Annotated in this window: 17 protein-coding genes; 14 read left to right on the top strand and 3 right to left on the bottom strand. The window is 58.2% G+C overall.

Translation table 11 applies throughout. The annotated features are described in order from the left end of the window. Positions 1-22 precede the first annotated feature (22 nt). From FRH_RS16665 to FRH_RS16630, 8 genes are all read left to right on the top strand, one after another. On the top strand, positions 23-430 hold the full coding sequence (locus tag FRH_RS16665) for an NUDIX domain-containing protein (protein ID WP_281997285.1): 408 nt from the start codon (positions 23-25) through the stop codon (positions 428-430). A 205-nt stretch (positions 431-635) separates the two neighbouring features. Further along, positions 636-1,415, top strand: coding sequence for a DUF3450 domain-containing protein (locus tag FRH_RS16660; RefSeq protein WP_153843668.1), 780 nt, complete (start codon positions 636-638; stop codon positions 1,413-1,415). Further along, positions 1,412-2,773 carry a MotA/TolQ/ExbB proton channel family protein gene (locus FRH_RS16655; protein ID WP_281997284.1) on the top strand — a complete coding sequence of 454 codons (1,362 nt, stop codon included), beginning with the start codon at positions 1,412-1,414 and terminating at the stop codon, positions 2,771-2,773. The genes FRH_RS16660 and FRH_RS16655 overlap by 4 nt, the downstream gene beginning before the upstream one ends. A 1-nt stretch (position 2,774) precedes the next feature. Further along, positions 2,775-3,317, top strand: coding sequence for a MotA/TolQ/ExbB proton channel family protein (locus tag FRH_RS16650; protein ID WP_139527270.1), 543 nt, complete (start codon positions 2,775-2,777; stop codon positions 3,315-3,317). Further along, positions 3,310-3,717, top strand: a complete 408-nt coding sequence (locus FRH_RS16645) for a biopolymer transporter ExbD (RefSeq protein ID WP_139527271.1) — start codon at positions 3,310-3,312, stop codon at positions 3,715-3,717. The genes FRH_RS16650 and FRH_RS16645 overlap by 8 nt, the downstream gene beginning before the upstream one ends. After that, the gene (locus FRH_RS16640) at positions 3,714-4,460 is read left to right on the top strand and encodes an energy transducer TonB (RefSeq protein ID WP_139527272.1); all 747 of its coding nucleotides are present in this window, start codon (positions 3,714-3,716) and stop codon (positions 4,458-4,460) included. Before FRH_RS16645 ends, FRH_RS16640 begins: the two co-directional genes overlap by 4 nt. Positions 4,461-4,506: 46 nt before the next feature. Further along, entirely contained in the window at positions 4,507-5,625 is a 1,119-nt protein-coding gene (locus tag FRH_RS16635; protein WP_281997283.1) for a hypothetical protein, read from the top strand. A 103-nt stretch (positions 5,626-5,728) separates the two neighbouring features. After that, a complete protein-coding gene (locus tag FRH_RS16630) occupies positions 5,729-6,640 on the top strand; it encodes a hypothetical protein (RefSeq protein ID WP_281997282.1) in 912 nt (303 codons plus the stop codon). 37 nt (positions 6,641-6,677) lie between these two features. Here the strand turns inward: FRH_RS16630 and xthA are convergent, their stop codons facing one another. Further along, positions 6,678-7,505, bottom strand: coding sequence for an exodeoxyribonuclease III (gene xthA, locus FRH_RS16625; RefSeq protein WP_239295770.1), 828 nt, complete (start codon positions 7,503-7,505; stop codon positions 6,678-6,680). Beyond that, entirely contained in the window at positions 7,505-7,753 is a 249-nt protein-coding gene (locus FRH_RS16620) for a hypothetical protein (protein ID WP_153843672.1), read from the bottom strand. The genes xthA and FRH_RS16620 overlap by 1 nt, the downstream gene beginning before the upstream one ends. A gap of 145 nt (positions 7,754-7,898) precedes the next feature. Between FRH_RS16620 and rhlB the strand changes: the two genes are divergently transcribed. Beyond that, entirely contained in the window at positions 7,899-9,173 is a 1,275-nt protein-coding gene (gene rhlB, locus FRH_RS16615; RefSeq protein ID WP_219861067.1) for an ATP-dependent RNA helicase RhlB, read from the top strand. Between the two features lie 5 nt (positions 9,174-9,178). Next, complete coding sequence (gene dinG, locus FRH_RS16610) at positions 9,179-11,308, top strand: ATP-dependent DNA helicase DinG (protein WP_281997281.1); 2,130 nt, start codon at positions 9,179-9,181, stop codon at positions 11,306-11,308. A 75-nt stretch (positions 11,309-11,383) separates the two neighbouring features. Here dinG and FRH_RS16605 read toward each other — a convergent pair whose 3' ends face one another. Continuing rightward, positions 11,384-12,463 (bottom strand): 3-deoxy-7-phosphoheptulonate synthase, encoded by a 1,080-nt coding sequence (locus tag FRH_RS16605; protein ID WP_219861065.1) that lies wholly within the window; start codon positions 12,461-12,463, stop codon positions 11,384-11,386. Positions 12,464-12,815: 352 nt separating this feature from the next. Between FRH_RS16605 and rpoE the strand changes: the two genes are divergently transcribed. The 4 genes from rpoE (at position 12,816) to FRH_RS16585 (ending at position 15,854) form a co-directional block, all read left to right on the top strand. Beyond that, positions 12,816-13,415: an RNA polymerase sigma factor RpoE gene (rpoE, locus tag FRH_RS16600; protein ID WP_139527280.1), complete on the top strand. Its 600-nt coding sequence runs from the start codon at positions 12,816-12,818 to the stop codon at positions 13,413-13,415. Positions 13,416-13,656: 241 nt separating this feature from the next. After that, the gene (locus FRH_RS16595; protein WP_219861064.1) at positions 13,657-14,391 is read left to right on the top strand and encodes a sigma-E factor negative regulatory protein; all 735 of its coding nucleotides are present in this window, start codon (positions 13,657-13,659) and stop codon (positions 14,389-14,391) included. 51 nt (positions 14,392-14,442) lie between these two features. Further along, positions 14,443-15,399, top strand: coding sequence for a MucB/RseB C-terminal domain-containing protein (locus tag FRH_RS16590; RefSeq protein WP_281997280.1), 957 nt, complete (start codon positions 14,443-14,445; stop codon positions 15,397-15,399). After that, positions 15,396-15,854, top strand: a complete 459-nt coding sequence (locus tag FRH_RS16585) for a SoxR reducing system RseC family protein (RefSeq protein ID WP_281997279.1) — start codon at positions 15,396-15,398, stop codon at positions 15,852-15,854. Before FRH_RS16590 ends, FRH_RS16585 begins: the two co-directional genes overlap by 4 nt. Positions 15,855-15,913: the final 59 nt, after the last annotated feature.

Here is a 15,913-nt window from a genome sequence, read left to right as displayed (position 1 = left end):
GCGTCAGTTATCTGGTGGATGAATGATGCAAACAAGTAACGCGAATGTATTGAAAATAGCAGCCGCCGTAGTGAGCGATTCAACAGGTCGATTGCTATTGGTGCGTAAACGCAATACATCTTTTTTCATGCAGCCAGGCGGCAAGATCGATGCAGGAGAAACTGCCCTAGAGGCTCTTTGTCGTGAACTCAATGAGGAGTTGGGGCTGATAGTGAATAGTGACCGTCTCTCTCCACTCGGATTGTACTCAGCGCCCGCTGCCAATGAGCTAGGTGTGATGTTGGACGCATATCTCTTTAGCCTTGTGCTTGATGAGCGTGTCACGGCGGCAGCTGAAATAGCTGAAGCAAAATGGGTGACTCGGGAAGAAGCATGGCAGCTCCCTTTGGCGCCACTCACTAAAGAGCATATCGTAGCAAATCACCATTAATTTTAATTAGTCATCAAGGCGCCGGTAGGCGCCTTTTTTGTGTGCAGAAAATACGCTGGTGACTGAATGTTAATGATAAATATTGTCATTAATTCTATTAGTGGTACGCTATGCACTGCACGCGTTAAACGCAAATCGTTCTTATACCTAATGAGTTTTAGCACGCCGATCGTGATGGCGCGCTGAGCAGTGACGGAGACATAACGTGCGGAACAGGCCTTTCTTTGCCTTGCGTGGATGCTGTCTAGCGGGCGTGCTAGCCAGCGGTGCGCTCATGGCAAGTGATGAGACGGTGGATCAAGCGGCCCAAAGTGTCGAGGCCCAGCAAGCCCAGTCTGAGCTGCAGCAGCAAATCGATAGGGCGGATGAAGCCACGCGATCCGCCATTGAAGAACTTCGCCGCCTGGAGCAGGAAACCCGCCAGATGGAAGCCGCCAACGCCACGCTCAGCAGCCGCTTGGTCAGTGAGGCCGAACGCCAGCAACGTTTGAATCAAGCGCTGGATACCTTGAGCGATACGCGCGCAGCGCTGCCCATGATCGAACAGGATATGACCGAACAGCTCACTCGATGGATCGAGTCAGATCTTCCCTTCTTGACCGATGAGCGCCTCGCCCGGGTGGCGTCTGCAGGTAGCCCTGAGGCGAGTAGTGCCGAACGCATTGCGAGCCTGATCGAAGCTTGGCGTGCAGAACTCGCTTATGGACGCGAGGTTGATAGCTGGCGTGGCCGCTTGGAGATAGAGGGCGCTTCCCCCAGGGAGGTGGAATACTTGCGGATTGGCCGTATTGGCTTTTATTACTTGACACCGGATGGCCGAGAGGGCGGTGTCTGGGATAAAGAAGAGAGAACTTGGCTCGCGTTAGACGAGCCCGCTCGTCGCCAGGTACGTAATGGACTGCGGATTGCGGCCGACCAGCGTACCCCAGAACTTCTAAAGCTCCCGCTCTCGATCACGGCTAATGACCAAGGAGGGCAGCCATGAGTCTGTTTTCTCGCTCCAAGGCTAGGCTTTGCCTCACCCTATTGGTCGGCGTGTTGACCAGCAGCGTTGGCATGGCCCAAAGCGACGATGTCAGCTCGTTAAGAGAGGCCCGCGAGGCTGCCCAGGCGCGTGACCAGGTGCGTCTTCAATCTTTCTTGGATGATCAAGACGCGCTAGAAGCCGCTTTGCAAGAGGCGCGTGATGCCCACTCGGCTGCCGAGGAGCAGCAGGCTGCGCTCGAAGCGCAACAGGATGAGCAAAACGAGCAGGCGCAGGCACTTGCTCAGCGCCAGGCGGAACAAGGCGAGGCGTTAACGGCGCTACTGGCGGAGCTAACGCGTCATAGCGAAGAGGTTCGCAACGAGCTAGGCGGCGATAGCTGGCTAACGCTTGAGGCCGATGCTTTGCCACCGCGTTTGAACGATGTCGACGTGCTCGAACGGCAAAACATTGAGGCCGTCGTTGATCGTCTAGCGGCTCTCACCATGGATACGGGCCGTGCCGAGCGCTTGGCGTTACCGGTAGCAGATGCCAGCGGTGACATAGCGTCGCGCAGCATCGTGCGACTGGGTGATTTCGCTGCGTTCACCGAGTCTGCGCTGCTTCGACAAGGGCAAGATGAGGAAGGTGGCCTCGCCGAGGTGCCACGCACCCCCGCCGATATTCGCGATCTATTAGCGGCTTATCACAGCGGCGAGAGCCGCGAATTCGCTATCGACCCTACCCAGGGCAGCGTGCTCGAAGCGCTGGCCCAGCAGCCCACGCTATGGGAGCGCTTTCAGCAGGGCGGTTACGTCGGTTACGTGGTCGTGGTGCTAGGGGGCATCGGCCTGCTAGTCGCCTTGGCACAGTATCTGTATCTGTTGGTGGTCAGCGCCCGCGTGCGTCGCCAGCGTCAAGCGCTGCATCAGCCCAGCGCGGACAACCCTTTGGGGCGTGTTCTGCAGCGCTTTAAAGAAATGGACAAACATCAAGCGCCGGAAGCGCTCGAAGCAAGGCTGGATGAGGCGGTACTCGCCGAGCTACCTAAAATCGAACGTGGTCAACCCATCGTCAAGCTGCTGGCCGCCATTGCGCCGCTGATGGGTCTGCTGGGTACCGTGACAGGCATGATCGTGACCTTCCAGGCCATCACGGTCTTTGGCACGGGGGACCCCCAGCTCATGGCAGGGGGGATCAGTCAGGCGCTGGTCACTACCGTGTTGGGTCTCGTCACGGCAGTGCCGCTGCTGTTTGCCCAAACGGCGCTGTCTAGCCGCAGTCGCTTCATTGTTCAGGTGATCGAAGGCGAAGCAAGCGCCACGCTGGCAGACCATCTGGAAGCGCAGTCCGCTGGCCATGCGCACTCGGTGACTTAGTATGCCTACGCTACCCCTATGGCTTTCGCCCGTCGAGCGGTTGCTCGATGCAGGTGGTGCCGTCATCGTGGTGCTGGCGCTGGTGGCCGTGGCGGTGTTCGCCATGGCGATCGAGCGGTGGTGGTACTACCGCTTCAGCTGGCGGCAATCGCGACATGAGCTGGTGCGTCGCTGGACGGCCCGTAACGACCATCGCAGTTGGAGCGCGCGCACGCTACGCCATGTGTGGAGTGCTGCACTGGTGGCCAAGCTGCGTCGGCCGTTGCCTTGGATCAAGCTGCTCGTGGCGCTTTGCCCGCTGCTCGGGTTATTGGGAACGGTCACGGGCATGATTACCGTTTTCGATAGCCTTTCGATGAGTGATACCCACCAAGCCCGAGCCATGGCCGATGGGGTTGCCCGGGCTACGTTGCCCACGCTGACGGGCATGGCCATTGCGGTGGTGGGTATGTTGTTTATTAGCCGTTTAGAGCACGTTATTCGTCGCGAAGACCAGCGTCTGCATGACCGTTTAGCGCGTGCCTTGGAGGAGAGTGATGCGTAGACGCCGTTCCATAGAGGCTGCTGACGATAGCAATGAGGTAAACCTGACGCCGATGTTGGACGTGGTGTTCATCATGCTGATCTTCTTTATCGTCACGACCAGCTTTATCAAGGAGAGCGGGGTGGACATCGATCGCCCTGAGGCCTCAGCGGCCACTCCGCGTCCCGATGCGCAAGTGTTGATTGCCGTCACGCCGGAAGGAGCCGTATGGGTCGATGGCCAGCCAGTGGACGTTCACCGTGTGGGCCAGCAGGTGGCTGGAATGCTGAGCGGTGAGGGCTCCGTGGTTATTCAGGCTGACCGGGCGTCGACGACCGGCGTTCTGATCGAGGTCATGGACCGCCTTCAGCAGGCGGGCGTCGAGCAGGTTGCCGTGGCAGCGAGCCGGAGTGCGCCATGATGCGCCATGTGTTGTCGATGCTAGGTGGTATCGCTCTGGCCGTTGGACTTCTCTGGATGCTGGCACTGCTGGTCGCTCCCCCCGAGCAGCAGGTGGATGAGCCCATCATGTCGATGTCGATGACCATGGTGGAGGCACCGGAGGTGGCGCCGGAGCAGGAGACATCGCCCCCTGTACCTACTCAAGCCGCTTCAGCGCCACCGCCCATGCCCGTGCCATCACCAGCGCCGGTCGCCACGAGCGCGATTGCGCTGCCAGATGTAGAGCTACCCGACGCGCCGGTAGAGCCCGTCGAGTTGGAAAGCGAGCTGCCGGAGCTGACCGAGGTGCGCCCTGAGCCTACGCCGCAGCCCCAGCCCCAGCCAGCACCTGAGCCCGCCCCCGAACCTTCAGAAACGGCGGCCCCCTCTCCTGAGCCTGCCACCGCGCAGCGGGAAGCGGCACCAGCCGCAGAGCCCGCGCCCTCGAATGAGCCCGTGAGTGTCGGTCAAGTGGCGCCCACGAATCGCGTCAACCCGTCTTATCCTCCACGTGCTCAACGCCGAGGTTTGGAAGGGTTTGTGGAGGTGGAATTTGTCATTCAGCGTAATGGAAGGGTAGATGGAGGCTCCATTCGGGTAACCAATGCACAGCCTCGCCGGGTATTCGAAGACGCCGCTCGTGAGGCAATTGCGCGCTGGCAGTTCGAGCCCAGCCAGCAGCTGCGGCGCGCCACCCAGCGTATCGAGTTCCAGTTAAGGTAGCGGTGACATGTCTCGTATAGAAAATACGCCAAACAGGCCCGTCGTTATGGTTGACCACAAACGCGCGTTAACACAATGGATAGGTATCGTGTTGCTAAGCGCGTTGAGCGTCACCGCAACGGCCAATGAGCCGCTACCGGGCGATATGATTCAGGACCTGAACCGGCTCCAGAGTCAGTTGGCCAGCCAGACAAGCGGCTCAGCCGATCCTGACGTGCTGAACAGTATCATCGCTCATGCGCGCGCTCAGTCCGAGCGACTCGCAGGTGGTAACCGTGCAGATCAATGGGCGAGTGCGCTGTATCATCAGCTAACCGCCAGCGCACTGGTGCGTCAGGGGGACCCCCTGGCTGCTGCCGACGAGCTTGCCAGTGCCCGTCAGCGGCCAAGTGTCCCCGATAGTCAAGTGCGTCGCTGGTTACGTGACGAAGCGTCGCTGCGCCGTGCCGCAGGAGAACGGGGTCAGGCTATCACACTGTACGAGCAGTGGCTGAATGAGTCGTCGGGCAGTGATCGCTACGCGGAAACGGCTTGGCAGCTCGTACGCCTGTTGGCGGAAGAGGAGCGCTGGCAAGAGGCGATGGAGTGGCTGGCGCCGCTGCTTGAACAAGGGGAGTTGACGGCTGATCAGCAAACGCTCACCCATGTCGTGCTTCGAAACACAGGGGATAACGCACAGGCACTTGGCTGGCTGCTGAATGGGTTGAGTGCTGAGAGTGACGCCGAGGCGTGGCGTCAGGCTGCCGGTCTTGCCCAGCAGGCCGGCCAACTGGGCGTGGCCGCCGCCGTTTGGGAGGCAGCCTGGCAATTGGGTAAGTTTTCTACGCCTGAGGAACGCCGCACCCTGATCGAGCTGCATATGGCCGGGGGGACGCCTGCGCGCGCTGCCGAGCACTTAGAAGCGGCGCTAGAGGCGGATTCGCTTCCCCGTGATGAAGACACGCTTCGCCTGCGCGCCACGGCTTGGCAGCAGGCCAAGGATGTCGATAAAGCGCTAGCGGCGTGGCGCGAACTGGCCGCGCTGACCCAGACAGCGGAGGATTGGCGACGTTACGGCCAGTTAGCTTATGGGTGGGGTGAAGACGCACAGGCCGAAGCGGCCCTGACCCAGGCGGCCGATCTAGGCGATGACCAAGCAGAGCAGTGGTTGGCTTATTTCGATTGATGGCTGCTTCAAGCGAATGTGATATAAACATCGGGCTGCCTGTAGGGGCTGTCCGGTTGCCTTGCTCGTCGAGGCCTCTCTTCCATCGATACATTAGACTGCCATGAATAAAACAACGTATTTACCCGCCGTACTGCTGGTTGCGGGTACGCTCGCTGGCTCGGCGGCTCACGCTCAAGAGCGGAACCTCACCCTGTCGCCTGGCTTCATGCCCGACCCCATGCAGCGCAGCTATGTATCAGGCGGTGGTCAAGACGCCAGCGGTATCTTTGGCACCGACATGCGTGGCGTAGGCTGTTCAGGCAGCATTTCACAAACGCCGGATCACATCATGACGCTGAACGACCGGTTCGATTTTTTGCAGATATGGAACCAGTCGGGAGCCGATACCACCTTGGTCATCGACGGCCCCGGGCGCTTTCTACTGTGTGACGACGACGGGGGAGAGGGTCTCAATGAGCGCATCGAGCACAGCGACTGGGTGCCGGGTGAGTACCGTATTTATGTCGGTAGCTATGGCGGCGGAGTTCATAACTATGGCCTGTTCGTCAGCGAGCTGCCTGGCAGTCGCCTCGAGGGAGCGAGCGGGGGCTATGCCGATACCAGTGAAGATCGCCATCTAGCGATTTCACCCGGTTTCTCTCCCGATCCCTGGCGGGTCAGTTTCGTGTCTGGCGGCGCGCAGGAGGCCGCGAGCCAGTTTGGAACGGACATGCGCGGCAACCGCTGCCAAGGTAGCGTCGCCACCACGCCCGATCATCAAATGACGCTCAACGAGTCCTTCTCTTATCTGCAGCTTTGGACACTCGCCGATGGCGATACCACGCTGATCGTCGATGGCCCTGGCAAGTTCCTGCTGTGCGATGACGACGGCGGAATGGGCCTCAACGAGCACATCGAATACACGAATTGGCCCGCTGGTGACTACCAGATTTACGTAGGCAGCTACAGCGACGATTATTTGAACTACCAGCTCAGTATTTCCGAACTGGCGTCAGAGGGCCCCAGCCGCTAACTAAGCCGCGCCGGAAAGTCTGTCCGGCGCCACCTCATCACGCGCTTAGGGTGAGCGTAAAATCGCTCCAGGTGGGAGCGTGGTCGGACGGGCGCTCCATGGCGCGTAGCGGGTAATCGATACCTGCATCGGTCACGCACTCGGCCAGCGGCTTCGAGACCAGGATGTAGTCGATGCGCAGCCCTCGTTTGGGGTCGCGATCAAAGCCCTTGGAGCGGTAGTCGAACCAGCTAAACCACTCATCGTTGTCTGGATGGCACAGCCGATAGCTGTCGCTCAGCCCCCACGCTTTGATGCCTTCCAGCCACTCACGCTCGATGGGCTGAAAACTGGTTTTGCCTTCTCGAAGCCAACGTTTGCGGTTGGCTTCACCAATGCCGATGTCTTGGTCCTCAGGCGAGATATTGAAATCGCCCATGACCGCCAAGCGCTCGTTGGGAGCATGCTGGGTATTAAGCAGGTTGGCGAGCTGTCGATAAAAGCGCGCCTTGTGCGGAAACTTGGTAGGGTGATCGATACTTTCGCCTTGAGGGAAGTAGCCATTCCATACCGTGACGGGTTTGCCGTCTTCCACGAGCAATTTGACGCCAATCATGCGCCGCTGGGCATCGTCGTCGTCATCGGGAAAGCCGTAATACACCGCTTGCGGCCGTTGACGGCATAAAAGTGCAACGCCGTAATGCCCTTTTTGGCCATAGTAAAAAACGTGATAGCCCATGGCTTCGACGTCAGCCGTGGGAAATTCACTGTCTTGCACTTTGGTTTCTTGAAGGCCGATGACATCGGGCTGATGGGTGTCGATCAGCGCTTGAAGCTGGTGCAGTCGTGCTCGAATTCCGTTGATGTTGAACGAAACCAAACGCATCAAGACGGCTCTCCTGGTGAGTTGTCGCCCGCTTTGTCAGGATGGATGGCGATCGTTTGGCCACTTTGCTGGCGCGCCAGCTTGCGCACCGCCTGAAGCTTGCGCTGCTGCTGCTTTTTGGCGACGAAGCGGCGCGACGAGGTCACCTGATCAGGATTCTCATGGCGCCACTTTTTATAATCTTTGCGGCGACCAGTGCGGATCGTTACTTTATCCGCCAATGAACGAGTCTTTTTCTTACGCGTCATGTCGCGCTCCCTGGGTTAATGTAGGCCTTATTCTAACAGGCTAGTGTGCTCCTTCGACAGCAGGGCGCGCTCTTATCGCCAACCCCTGGTACAATGCGCACTTCGTGATGCCTAACATCCACAGCAATGGACAGATACACAGCCTATGAGCGAGTCGGAACAGACCACAGCATCGGCCCAGAACCGCAAGCCAAAACGTCGTCGTCGTAAACCGCGTCGTCGTCAGTCGAACTGGGATCTTCGTCAGTTTCAGGTGCCCGCCGTTGCCGGCAAGTGGCGCTTCCATGACTTTGATCTGCCGCTGCCTTTGATGCGTGCGATTCACGCCCAAGGGTTCGAGTACTGCACGCCTATCCAAGCGGAAGCACTGCGCCATACGCTGTTGGGAGGCGACATCGTCGGTAAAGCGCAGACGGGAACCGGTAAAACCGCCGCCTTTTTGATCTCCGTGTTGGCCTATTTTCTCGAAGAGCCCACACCGGAGGGCCAAAAGCCGGGGGCTCCCCGCGCGCTGATCATCGCGCCGACCCGTGAGCTGGCGCTGCAAATCGAGAAAGACGCCAAGGCGCTTGCGCGCTTTACTCAGCTTAATGTCGCCAGTGTCGTCGGCGGCATGGATTATCAAAAACAGCGCGATAGCCTGAGCAAGAAGATCGATATCCTGGTCGCCACGCCTGGGCGCCTGCTTGATTTTCATCAGAAGCGTGATATCGACCTCTCTGAAACCGAAGTGCTGGTGCTCGACGAAGCAGATCGTATGCTCTCCATGGGGTTCATCCCCGACGTGAAGCGGATCATTCGCTACACGCCAAAAAAAGAGGAGCGCCAGACGTTCCTGTTCTCGGCCACCTTCACCGACGATATTCTCAATCTGGCGAGTCAGTGGACGCTCGATCCGGCGCATGTCGAAATCGAAGTGACCGTTGAAAATCAGGCGGATATCGATCAGCGGGTCTATCTCGTCTCCGATGACGACAAGCAACGCCTGCTGGTCAAGCTACTGGAGCAGGAGAGCTTCGAGCGCGTTATGGTGTTCGGAAACCGCCGCGATCTCGTGCGTAAGTTGGATGACCTGCTGAAAAAAGCCGGTGTCAGTGCGGCCATGCTATCGGGTGATGTGCCGCAGAATCAGCGCATCAAGACGCTGGAAAGCTTCCGCGAAGGGGACGTGCAGGTGCTGGTGGCCACCGACGTGGCCGGCCGCGGAATTCATATCGAAGACGTGAGCCACGTGATCAACTATACCTTGCCAGAAGACCCGGAAGATTACGTTCATCGTATCGGACGTACCGGCCGTGCCGGGGCGAAAGGGGTGTCGATCAGCTTCGTCGGCGAAGAGGACGCTTTCTCGTTGCCTGAAATCGAGCGCTATATCAACGGTAAGTTGCCCTGCGAACACCCGCCGGAAGGCATGCTGTAACTCGGATGTTGAGTGACGCGCTAAAAAACGATATCCAGCAGGCTTACCGTAACGTGGTGGAGAAGCTCGAACTCACACCGCGTTACGGGCAGCGCTTGATGATCGCCGAAATCGCCCGAACCTTGGGCGACATCGAGTGCGATAGCGAGGGAAAGCGCGTTAGCGATAGCCACGTCTGCGTGCTGGAGGCCGGTACTGGCACGGGCAAAACACTGGCGTATCTCATTGCGGGGCTGCCCATCGCCAAGGCGCAGGGTAAGCGCTTGATCGTGTCCACGGCCACCGTGGCGCTTCAAGAGCAGGTACTCAACCAGGACTTGCCCTCACTGGCGAGCCATAGCGGGGTTGCCTTTCGCTACGCGTTAGCCAAAGGGCGTGGCCGTTACGTTTGCGTAGCGCGGTTGGATCAAGCGCTAGAAGGAAGTGAGCCCAACCCAACGCTTTCGCTATTCGAGCAGTCGTTGCAAGCCGATAGCAGCGACTTCAACGTGCTGGCCACCGATATGGCCGACGCTTACGGCAAGGGCGACTGGGAGGGCGACCGCGATACCTGGCCGGTGTCGATCGATGACTCGCACTGGCGACAGCTTACGGTCGACCATCGCCAGTGCACCGGTCGCCGGTGCGGCCATTTCGGTGCTTGTGCCTTTTTCCGCTCGCGACGAGAGCTGGAAAATGCCGACGTGATCGTTGCCAATCACGACCTCGTGCTGGCGGATCTAGCCCTGGGGGGCGGTGCGATTTTGCCGGACCCCGCCGACTGCATTTTTGTCTTCGACGAAGGTCACCACCTGCCGGACAAAGCGCTATCGCACTTTGCTCACCGTTTTGCCGTGCATGGTTGTCTACGCTGGTTGAAAACATTGAAAACCAGTCTGACGGACTTGCACCAGGGGCTGGCGGTTCAGCCTACCATCGCTCGGCTATTGGCAGGGTTGCCCGAATTGCTGCATGGCTTGGAGCCCGCGCTGGGCGATGTGTTTAGCATGGGGCATCAGCTTGCCGGGCGAGAAAACGGCCTTGCCGATGAAGAAGCCAGCCACCAGCAGCGTTTCGAGAAAGGCCAAGTGCCTGAGGCGCTGCGCGAACAGGCACAACAACTACTGGTCATGTTTGCCACGCTGTCGAGGAGCTTGGAGAGCATTAGCGATATCTTACGGGAAAGCCTCGATCCCGATAAGCCAACCGGCCTGGATCGGGAGCAGGCGGAAGCTTGGCTGCCGCTGATGGCGCTGCTGCATGGCCGCGCGCTGGAAGCCCACGCGCTTTGGCAGGCGTTCAGCGAGCAGGATGCTCCCAATGCGCCACCCAGTGCGCGCTGGTTAACGCTGAGCCGTGTGGCAGGGGAGCCGGAAATCGAGTTTTCGGCGAGTCCCGTCTCCGCCGCACATACCCTCGCCAAGCATTTGTGGGGCCGCTGCCACGGGGCCGTGGTGACCTCCGCCACGCTAACGGCGCTAGGCCGCTTCGAGCGTCTGCAAGAGCGCGCCGGTTTGGCAAACCGCTACCGCTACCAGGCGCTGCCCAGTCCTTTCGACTACGCCAACGCAGTGCTGCGGGTGCCTGCCGAAGCCGCAGACCCCGGCGACCGAGAGGCGCACGAGCGGGCGATCGTGAGCTTTGTCTCGCAACTGGGAGAGGAGGAAGCAGTGCTGGTACTGTTCTCCTCGCGAGCTCAGCTGCGCGCGGTCGAAAAGGCGCTGCCCGTTGCGGCAAAAGAGCGCATCCTGGCTCAAGACGCACTGCCCAAGCGGGAGCTCATCGAGCGACACAGAGCAGCGGTGGATGGTGGCAAGGGGAGCGTGATTTTTGGCTTGGCGAGTTTTGCGGAGGGGATCGATTTGCCGGGAGATTACCTTACCCATGTCGTGATTACCCGGCTGCCGTTTGCCGTGCCCGATGACCCCGTAGGTGCAACGCTGGCCGAGTGGATCGAGAGTCAAGGCGGTAACCCCTTCATGCGCATCAGTGTGCCGGATGCCTCGATCAAGCTCGTGCAGGCCTGCGGTCGCTTGATCCGAAAAGAGAGTGATCGCGGAGTGATTACGCTGTTGGATCGCCGAGTGATCACACGGCGCTACGGTCAGGCGTTGTTAGATGCGCTGCCGCCTTTCAAGCGTGACATCCAAGCCTAGGGATTAGGCAACGTTAAATAGCGACAACCAAAATGCCCCGCCGTGCGGCAGGGCATTGTAGAGGGCGAGGCCGCGTTATTGAGCGGTGGCGCGCTTGGCCAGTACCGGGGCGAGTTTCTCGTTCATGCGCGTGAACGTCTCGACGGTCGTGTCCCAGTCGATGCAAGCGTCGGTGATTGAGACGCCGTACTGCAGTTGGTTCAAGTCTGCCGGTACTTTTTGGTTTCCCCAGCCAATGTTCGATTCCACCATCAAACCAATGATTGAGGTGTTGCCTTCTAAAATCTGATTGGTGACGTTTTCCAGCACCAGCGGCTGCAGGGCAGCGTCCTTGTTCGAGTTGGCGTGGGAACAGTCGATCATGATATTGGCTGAGAGGCCGGATTTTTTCAGCTCTTTCTCTGCCAGGGCGACGCTGACGCTATCATAGTTAGGCTTTCCGTTACCGCCGCGCAGCACCACATGGCCATAGCCATTGCCGCGGGTACGGATGATGGCCACTTGTCCCGCTTGGTTGATGCCCAAGAAGTTATGCGGATTTGCCACGGACTGCAGTGCATTGATCGCCACGTCCAGGCTTCCATCGGTACCGTTTTTGAACCCAACGGGACAAGAGAGGCCGGAAGCCATCTCGCGGTGCGTTTGGGACTCGGTCGTGCGCGCGCCAATCGCTGACCAGCTGATGCAGTCTTGCAGGTACTGAGGGGAGATCGGATCGAGCGCCTCGGTGGCCAACGGCAGGCCCATTTCCGCTAGGTCGACTAGCAGTTTGCGGGCAATGTGCAGGCCTTCGTCGATTTCGAAAGAGTCGTTCAGGTGAGGGTCGTTGATCAACCCTTTCCAGCCTACGGTCGTCCTCGGCTTTTCGAAATAGACGCGCATCACGATATATAGGCTATCGCTGACTTGTTCCGCTAGCGTGCGCAAACGGCGTGCATAATCCAGCGCGGCCTCGACATCGTGAATGGAGCAAGGGCCCACGACGACGAGCAAACGTGGGTCTTTACCATCCAGGATGTTTTGAATGGTCCGACGGCCCTCGATCACCGAGCGTTCGGCGCTTTCCGTGAGCGGGATGGTATTTTTCAATGCTTCGGGGGTGGTAAGAACATCCTGAGCGAGGACGTTGAGGTTACTAACCTGTTGATCTGACATCTTGCTACCTGTGCGTGCGCGATGGACGAAACGTGGTCACTACTATGGCGCGTTAGGGTGGTAAAAATCAATTGTTACGGAACTTTGCATTAAGGAAAAATGTCAGCCTCAGGGTTTCGAGAAAGGGGGTAAGCGCTTGATGCGCTGCTAAGAACGCGTAACACTAGACGGCATTGTCGCAAGCTGCCTTGCGCGCCACCACCGGCGGTAGGCCGAGATTGCTTGCTGATGTCCTCCATGAAAATTAATAGATGCCCAAGGGACGCTATGCTGCTTGCTGTGAAGGCCCGATTACTAGGGCGACAACGAAACAACGCTCGGCATCAAACGTGCGAGCCAAAGGAGCGTGTGAATGGGCACTCGTGAAACGGATCAACAGTTGGTTGAACGTGCTCAAAAAGGTGACACACGCGCTTTTGATCTACTGGTAAAGAAGTACCAGCATAAGATTATTGGGTTGATCGGGCGCTACGTGCATGACCACGCAGAAGTGCAGGACGTTGCGCAGGAAGCTTTCATTAAAGCCTATCGAGCACTGGGTAAGTTTCGAGCGGAAAGCGCGTTCTATACCTGGATGTATCGTATTGCCATCAACACGGCTAAAAACCATTTAGTGTCACGCGGTCGCAGACCGCCCGGTAGCGATTTAGATATCGTCGATGCTGAAATCGTCGATCAAAGCGGTCGTTTGGCGGATTCCGAATCACCTGAGGCATCCATCGCCCGCGACCAACTGGAAGCCGCCGTCTTCGAAGCGATCGAAAAGCTGCCAGATGATCTGCGCACGGCCATCACACTGCGCGAGCTGGACGGTTTGGCCTATGAAGACATCGCTCAAGTCATGCAGTGCCCGGTAGGCACCGTGCGTTCGCGTATCTTTCGTGCCAGGGAGGCAGTGGATGAGCACATTCGTCCGCTGGTCAGCACCGCACGTAACAGCCGAGATGAGTGATGTATGCCAGGTTGTTCATGTAGGCGGCGGTCACAAATACTTACGTTTTTGTATTTTTAGTGAACTGTCTCGCAAGTGAAGCGTCATAGAGGCTGTCTAGCATGTTCGAGTTGAACCGTTGACTGTCATGCATGAGCGATAAATGAGTCATTAGGTCTTGGCCTGCGAGGTTTTGCGGCTAAAACACGCATGAGCCGTGTGGTCGCTGAACGTCTCCTAACACAGTGTGAGGGTGTGAAGTATGAGTCAAAACACACGGGAATCACTTTCAGCATTGATGGACAACGAAAGTGATGAGCTTGAATTGCGCCGAGTGTTGAAATCACTGCCTGACGATGCCGATGCGGCAGAGACGTGGCGTCGCTACCACCTAGCGCGCAGCATGATGCAGCGGGAGCGCAGCGTGGATGTCAGCGTTGATCTCTCTGCTGGTATCATGGCGCGCCTCGAAGACGAGCCCGTGCCGTCCGTCGAGAGTGACGTTACGACTGTACCTGCCCGCACGGGAGGCATCTCCTTTGCCCGCGGCGCCGGGGTGGCGGCTGCCGTATCGCTCATGGTGATTACCGGCGTACAGTTCTTCAACGGTAACGGCTCCACCGGTACCGCCCAGCCAACAGGCAATACGGTGGCGTCGCAGTCTAACCCTGGGACGCAAGTGCAGCCAGTGAGTTTGAGTGCGGCTCAGCCTGCATCGATGGTTGCATCAGACATGCCTATGTTCGAGCCAACCCCATTCCGGATTAGCGGACAATCGGGTAGCAGTGGTTTGATGAATATCAGTGAGACGGGGTTTTCAACGCCCGTGGCACCCCAGGGTATGATGGCGCAACAAGCAACGACCATCGATGTGGATCAACTTCGTATGCTGCAATCCTATCTTGAGCAGCATGCACAAGGCGCTGCGATTGGTGGTGGCGATAGCTGGACACCGCTGATGCGTTCATCAGTGACCGAGCCGTTAGGCCAGCGATAAATCGATAGCTAAGGTTGACCTTAATCGTTCTAAAGAGGCTGTTTGATCGGTATGGCGACTGCTAAGAAAAGCGTTTGGGGAGTGGCGCTGGCGCTCGGTATGGCTGGCGCTGGCCTTATCCCGACTCTGGCCCTCGCCGATGTGCAGCCGCCCATCGTTTGTTCGGCGCTTGACGACGAATCATCCCCTGACACCGCTTTGGCATGGTTAGCGCGCAGTATGGTGGCAGGGCACTGTTACGATTTTCAGGCCCGAGCCGTGACCATCGATGCGATAGGTGTCAGAACGTTGGCGCTCTCTCATCGTATTCGAGATGGCGTGCGCCAGCAGGTCGTTCAGCACTTGGATGGACCGTCCGTGAGTGTCGAGAGACGTTCCATTGCAGGCTACATGGCACGCTTTACCCCAAACGAGGGCAACGATCTAAGCGCCTCTCAAGCTTGGGCTCAGCACATCGCTTCTTATTACGATGTCTCTTTGCAAGAAAACACCCGTGTGGCGGGGCGTGACGCAGTTGCGCTTCGTTTTGTGCCACAAGACCAGCAGCGCTACCAGCATGTATGGTGGGTCGATAAATCAACGGGACTGCTACTCAAGCATGTCTTGAGTGACCATCAAGATCGCGTGTTAGAAACCTTCCAGATTACCCAACTGCAATCTCCTGTGCTTTATGAGGGGCACGTTGCCAGCGACGTGACCACCGAACGGTCTTCTTTCTCATGGCGAGTAGACTGGTTGCCTGAAGGGTTTATTGCTCAGCCACAAGAGCCAGGTCAGTCAGCAGAGAATCAGCAGGTTTTTAGTGATGGTCTAGCGGCGGTGAGCCTCTTCGTCACTCCGGTCGAGCAACCCATGCTCGAAGAGGGCGTGCATCGATTAGGCGTATCGACTGCCGCCATTTCGATGCTGTCAGAGGGCGAGCAGCGCTGGCAACTGATTGGTATCGGTGAGCTTCCGCCGGCTACCATGGAGCGTGTCGTGCAATCTGTGCGTATCGAGCCTCGATGATGACTATGTCGGACGCTGGATGTGGAGCGCTACTCAGAGTAGGTAAAGTAGCTGGTTACACCGATACCGGACTGATCGTTGATGTCTCGCTGAGCGGTGCTTGCCAGCGCTGTGCGGAGGGACGTGGTTGCGGGATGGGGCTCTTGGCGCGTCGCCAGCAGCAGCGAATTATCGTTTTTGCTTCTGCCCCTCGCCCCTCACTTCCGGCGGCTTATCCTCTGAACAGTGACGTCACTATTGCGCTACCCAAGCGTCAGATAAACTATCTAACGCTTCTGATTTATGTCATTCCTTTGCTGTTAGCGTTATTGGTGGCAGGCGCTGCTTCGCTACTTGATGCGCGCGAATGGTTGAGCGTAGCGCTCTTCTTTAGCGCCTTGATGTGCAGCGTACTGGCCCTTAAATATCTACTGCGCGAGCGGATGGAACGCTTCCGTCCACGCTTGGTCAGTTAGTTGTTCCGTAGCTCGCTAAGAGTTGCACTCCCTTCGTTTCGTATCTGCTTGACTAGGAG

This window comes from Halomonas sp. A020 (assembly GCF_027943625.1).
GTDB lineage: Bacteria > Pseudomonadota > Gammaproteobacteria > Pseudomonadales > Halomonadaceae > Vreelandella > Vreelandella piezotolerans.
Note: the sequence above shows the minus strand (reverse complement) of the source record. Positions and strands in the feature narration are given on the sequence as shown.

Bases quoted from the DNA above. Each gene is read 5' to 3' on its own strand.
- FRH_RS16665 (WP_281997285.1), top strand. From the start codon at position 23: ATGATGCAAACAAGTAACGCGAATGTATTGAAAATAGCAGCCGCCGTA.
- FRH_RS16655 (WP_281997284.1), top strand. From the start codon at position 1,412: ATGAGTCTGTTTTCTCGCTCCAAGGCTAGGCTTTGCCTCACCCTATTG.
- FRH_RS16650 (WP_139527270.1), top strand. From the start codon at position 2,775: ATGCCTACGCTACCCCTATGGCTTTCGCCCGTCGAGCGGTTGCTCGAT.
- FRH_RS16645 (WP_139527271.1), top strand. From the start codon at position 3,310: ATGCGTAGACGCCGTTCCATAGAGGCTGCTGACGATAGCAATGAGGTA.
- FRH_RS16640 (WP_139527272.1), top strand. From the start codon at position 3,714: ATGATGCGCCATGTGTTGTCGATGCTAGGTGGTATCGCTCTGGCCGTT.
- FRH_RS16635 (WP_281997283.1), top strand. From the start codon at position 4,507: ATGGTTGACCACAAACGCGCGTTAACACAATGGATAGGTATCGTGTTG.
- FRH_RS16630 (WP_281997282.1), top strand. From the start codon at position 5,729: ATGAATAAAACAACGTATTTACCCGCCGTACTGCTGGTTGCGGGTACG.
- xthA (WP_239295770.1), bottom strand. From the start codon at position 7,505: ATGCGTTTGGTTTCGTTCAACATCAACGGAATTCGAGCACGACTGCAC.
- FRH_RS16620 (WP_153843672.1), bottom strand. From the start codon at position 7,753: ATGACGCGTAAGAAAAAGACTCGTTCATTGGCGGATAAAGTAACGATC.
- rhlB (WP_219861067.1), top strand. From the start codon at position 7,899: ATGAGCGAGTCGGAACAGACCACAGCATCGGCCCAGAACCGCAAGCCA.
- dinG (WP_281997281.1), top strand. From the start codon at position 9,179: ATGTTGAGTGACGCGCTAAAAAACGATATCCAGCAGGCTTACCGTAAC.
- FRH_RS16605 (WP_219861065.1), bottom strand. From the start codon at position 12,463: ATGTCAGATCAACAGGTTAGTAACCTCAACGTCCTCGCTCAGGATGTT.
- rpoE (WP_139527280.1), top strand. From the start codon at position 12,816: ATGGGCACTCGTGAAACGGATCAACAGTTGGTTGAACGTGCTCAAAAA.
- FRH_RS16595 (WP_219861064.1), top strand. From the start codon at position 13,657: ATGAGTCAAAACACACGGGAATCACTTTCAGCATTGATGGACAACGAA.
- FRH_RS16590 (WP_281997280.1), top strand. From the start codon at position 14,443: ATGGCGACTGCTAAGAAAAGCGTTTGGGGAGTGGCGCTGGCGCTCGGT.
- FRH_RS16585 (WP_281997279.1), top strand. From the start codon at position 15,396: ATGATGACTATGTCGGACGCTGGATGTGGAGCGCTACTCAGAGTAGGT.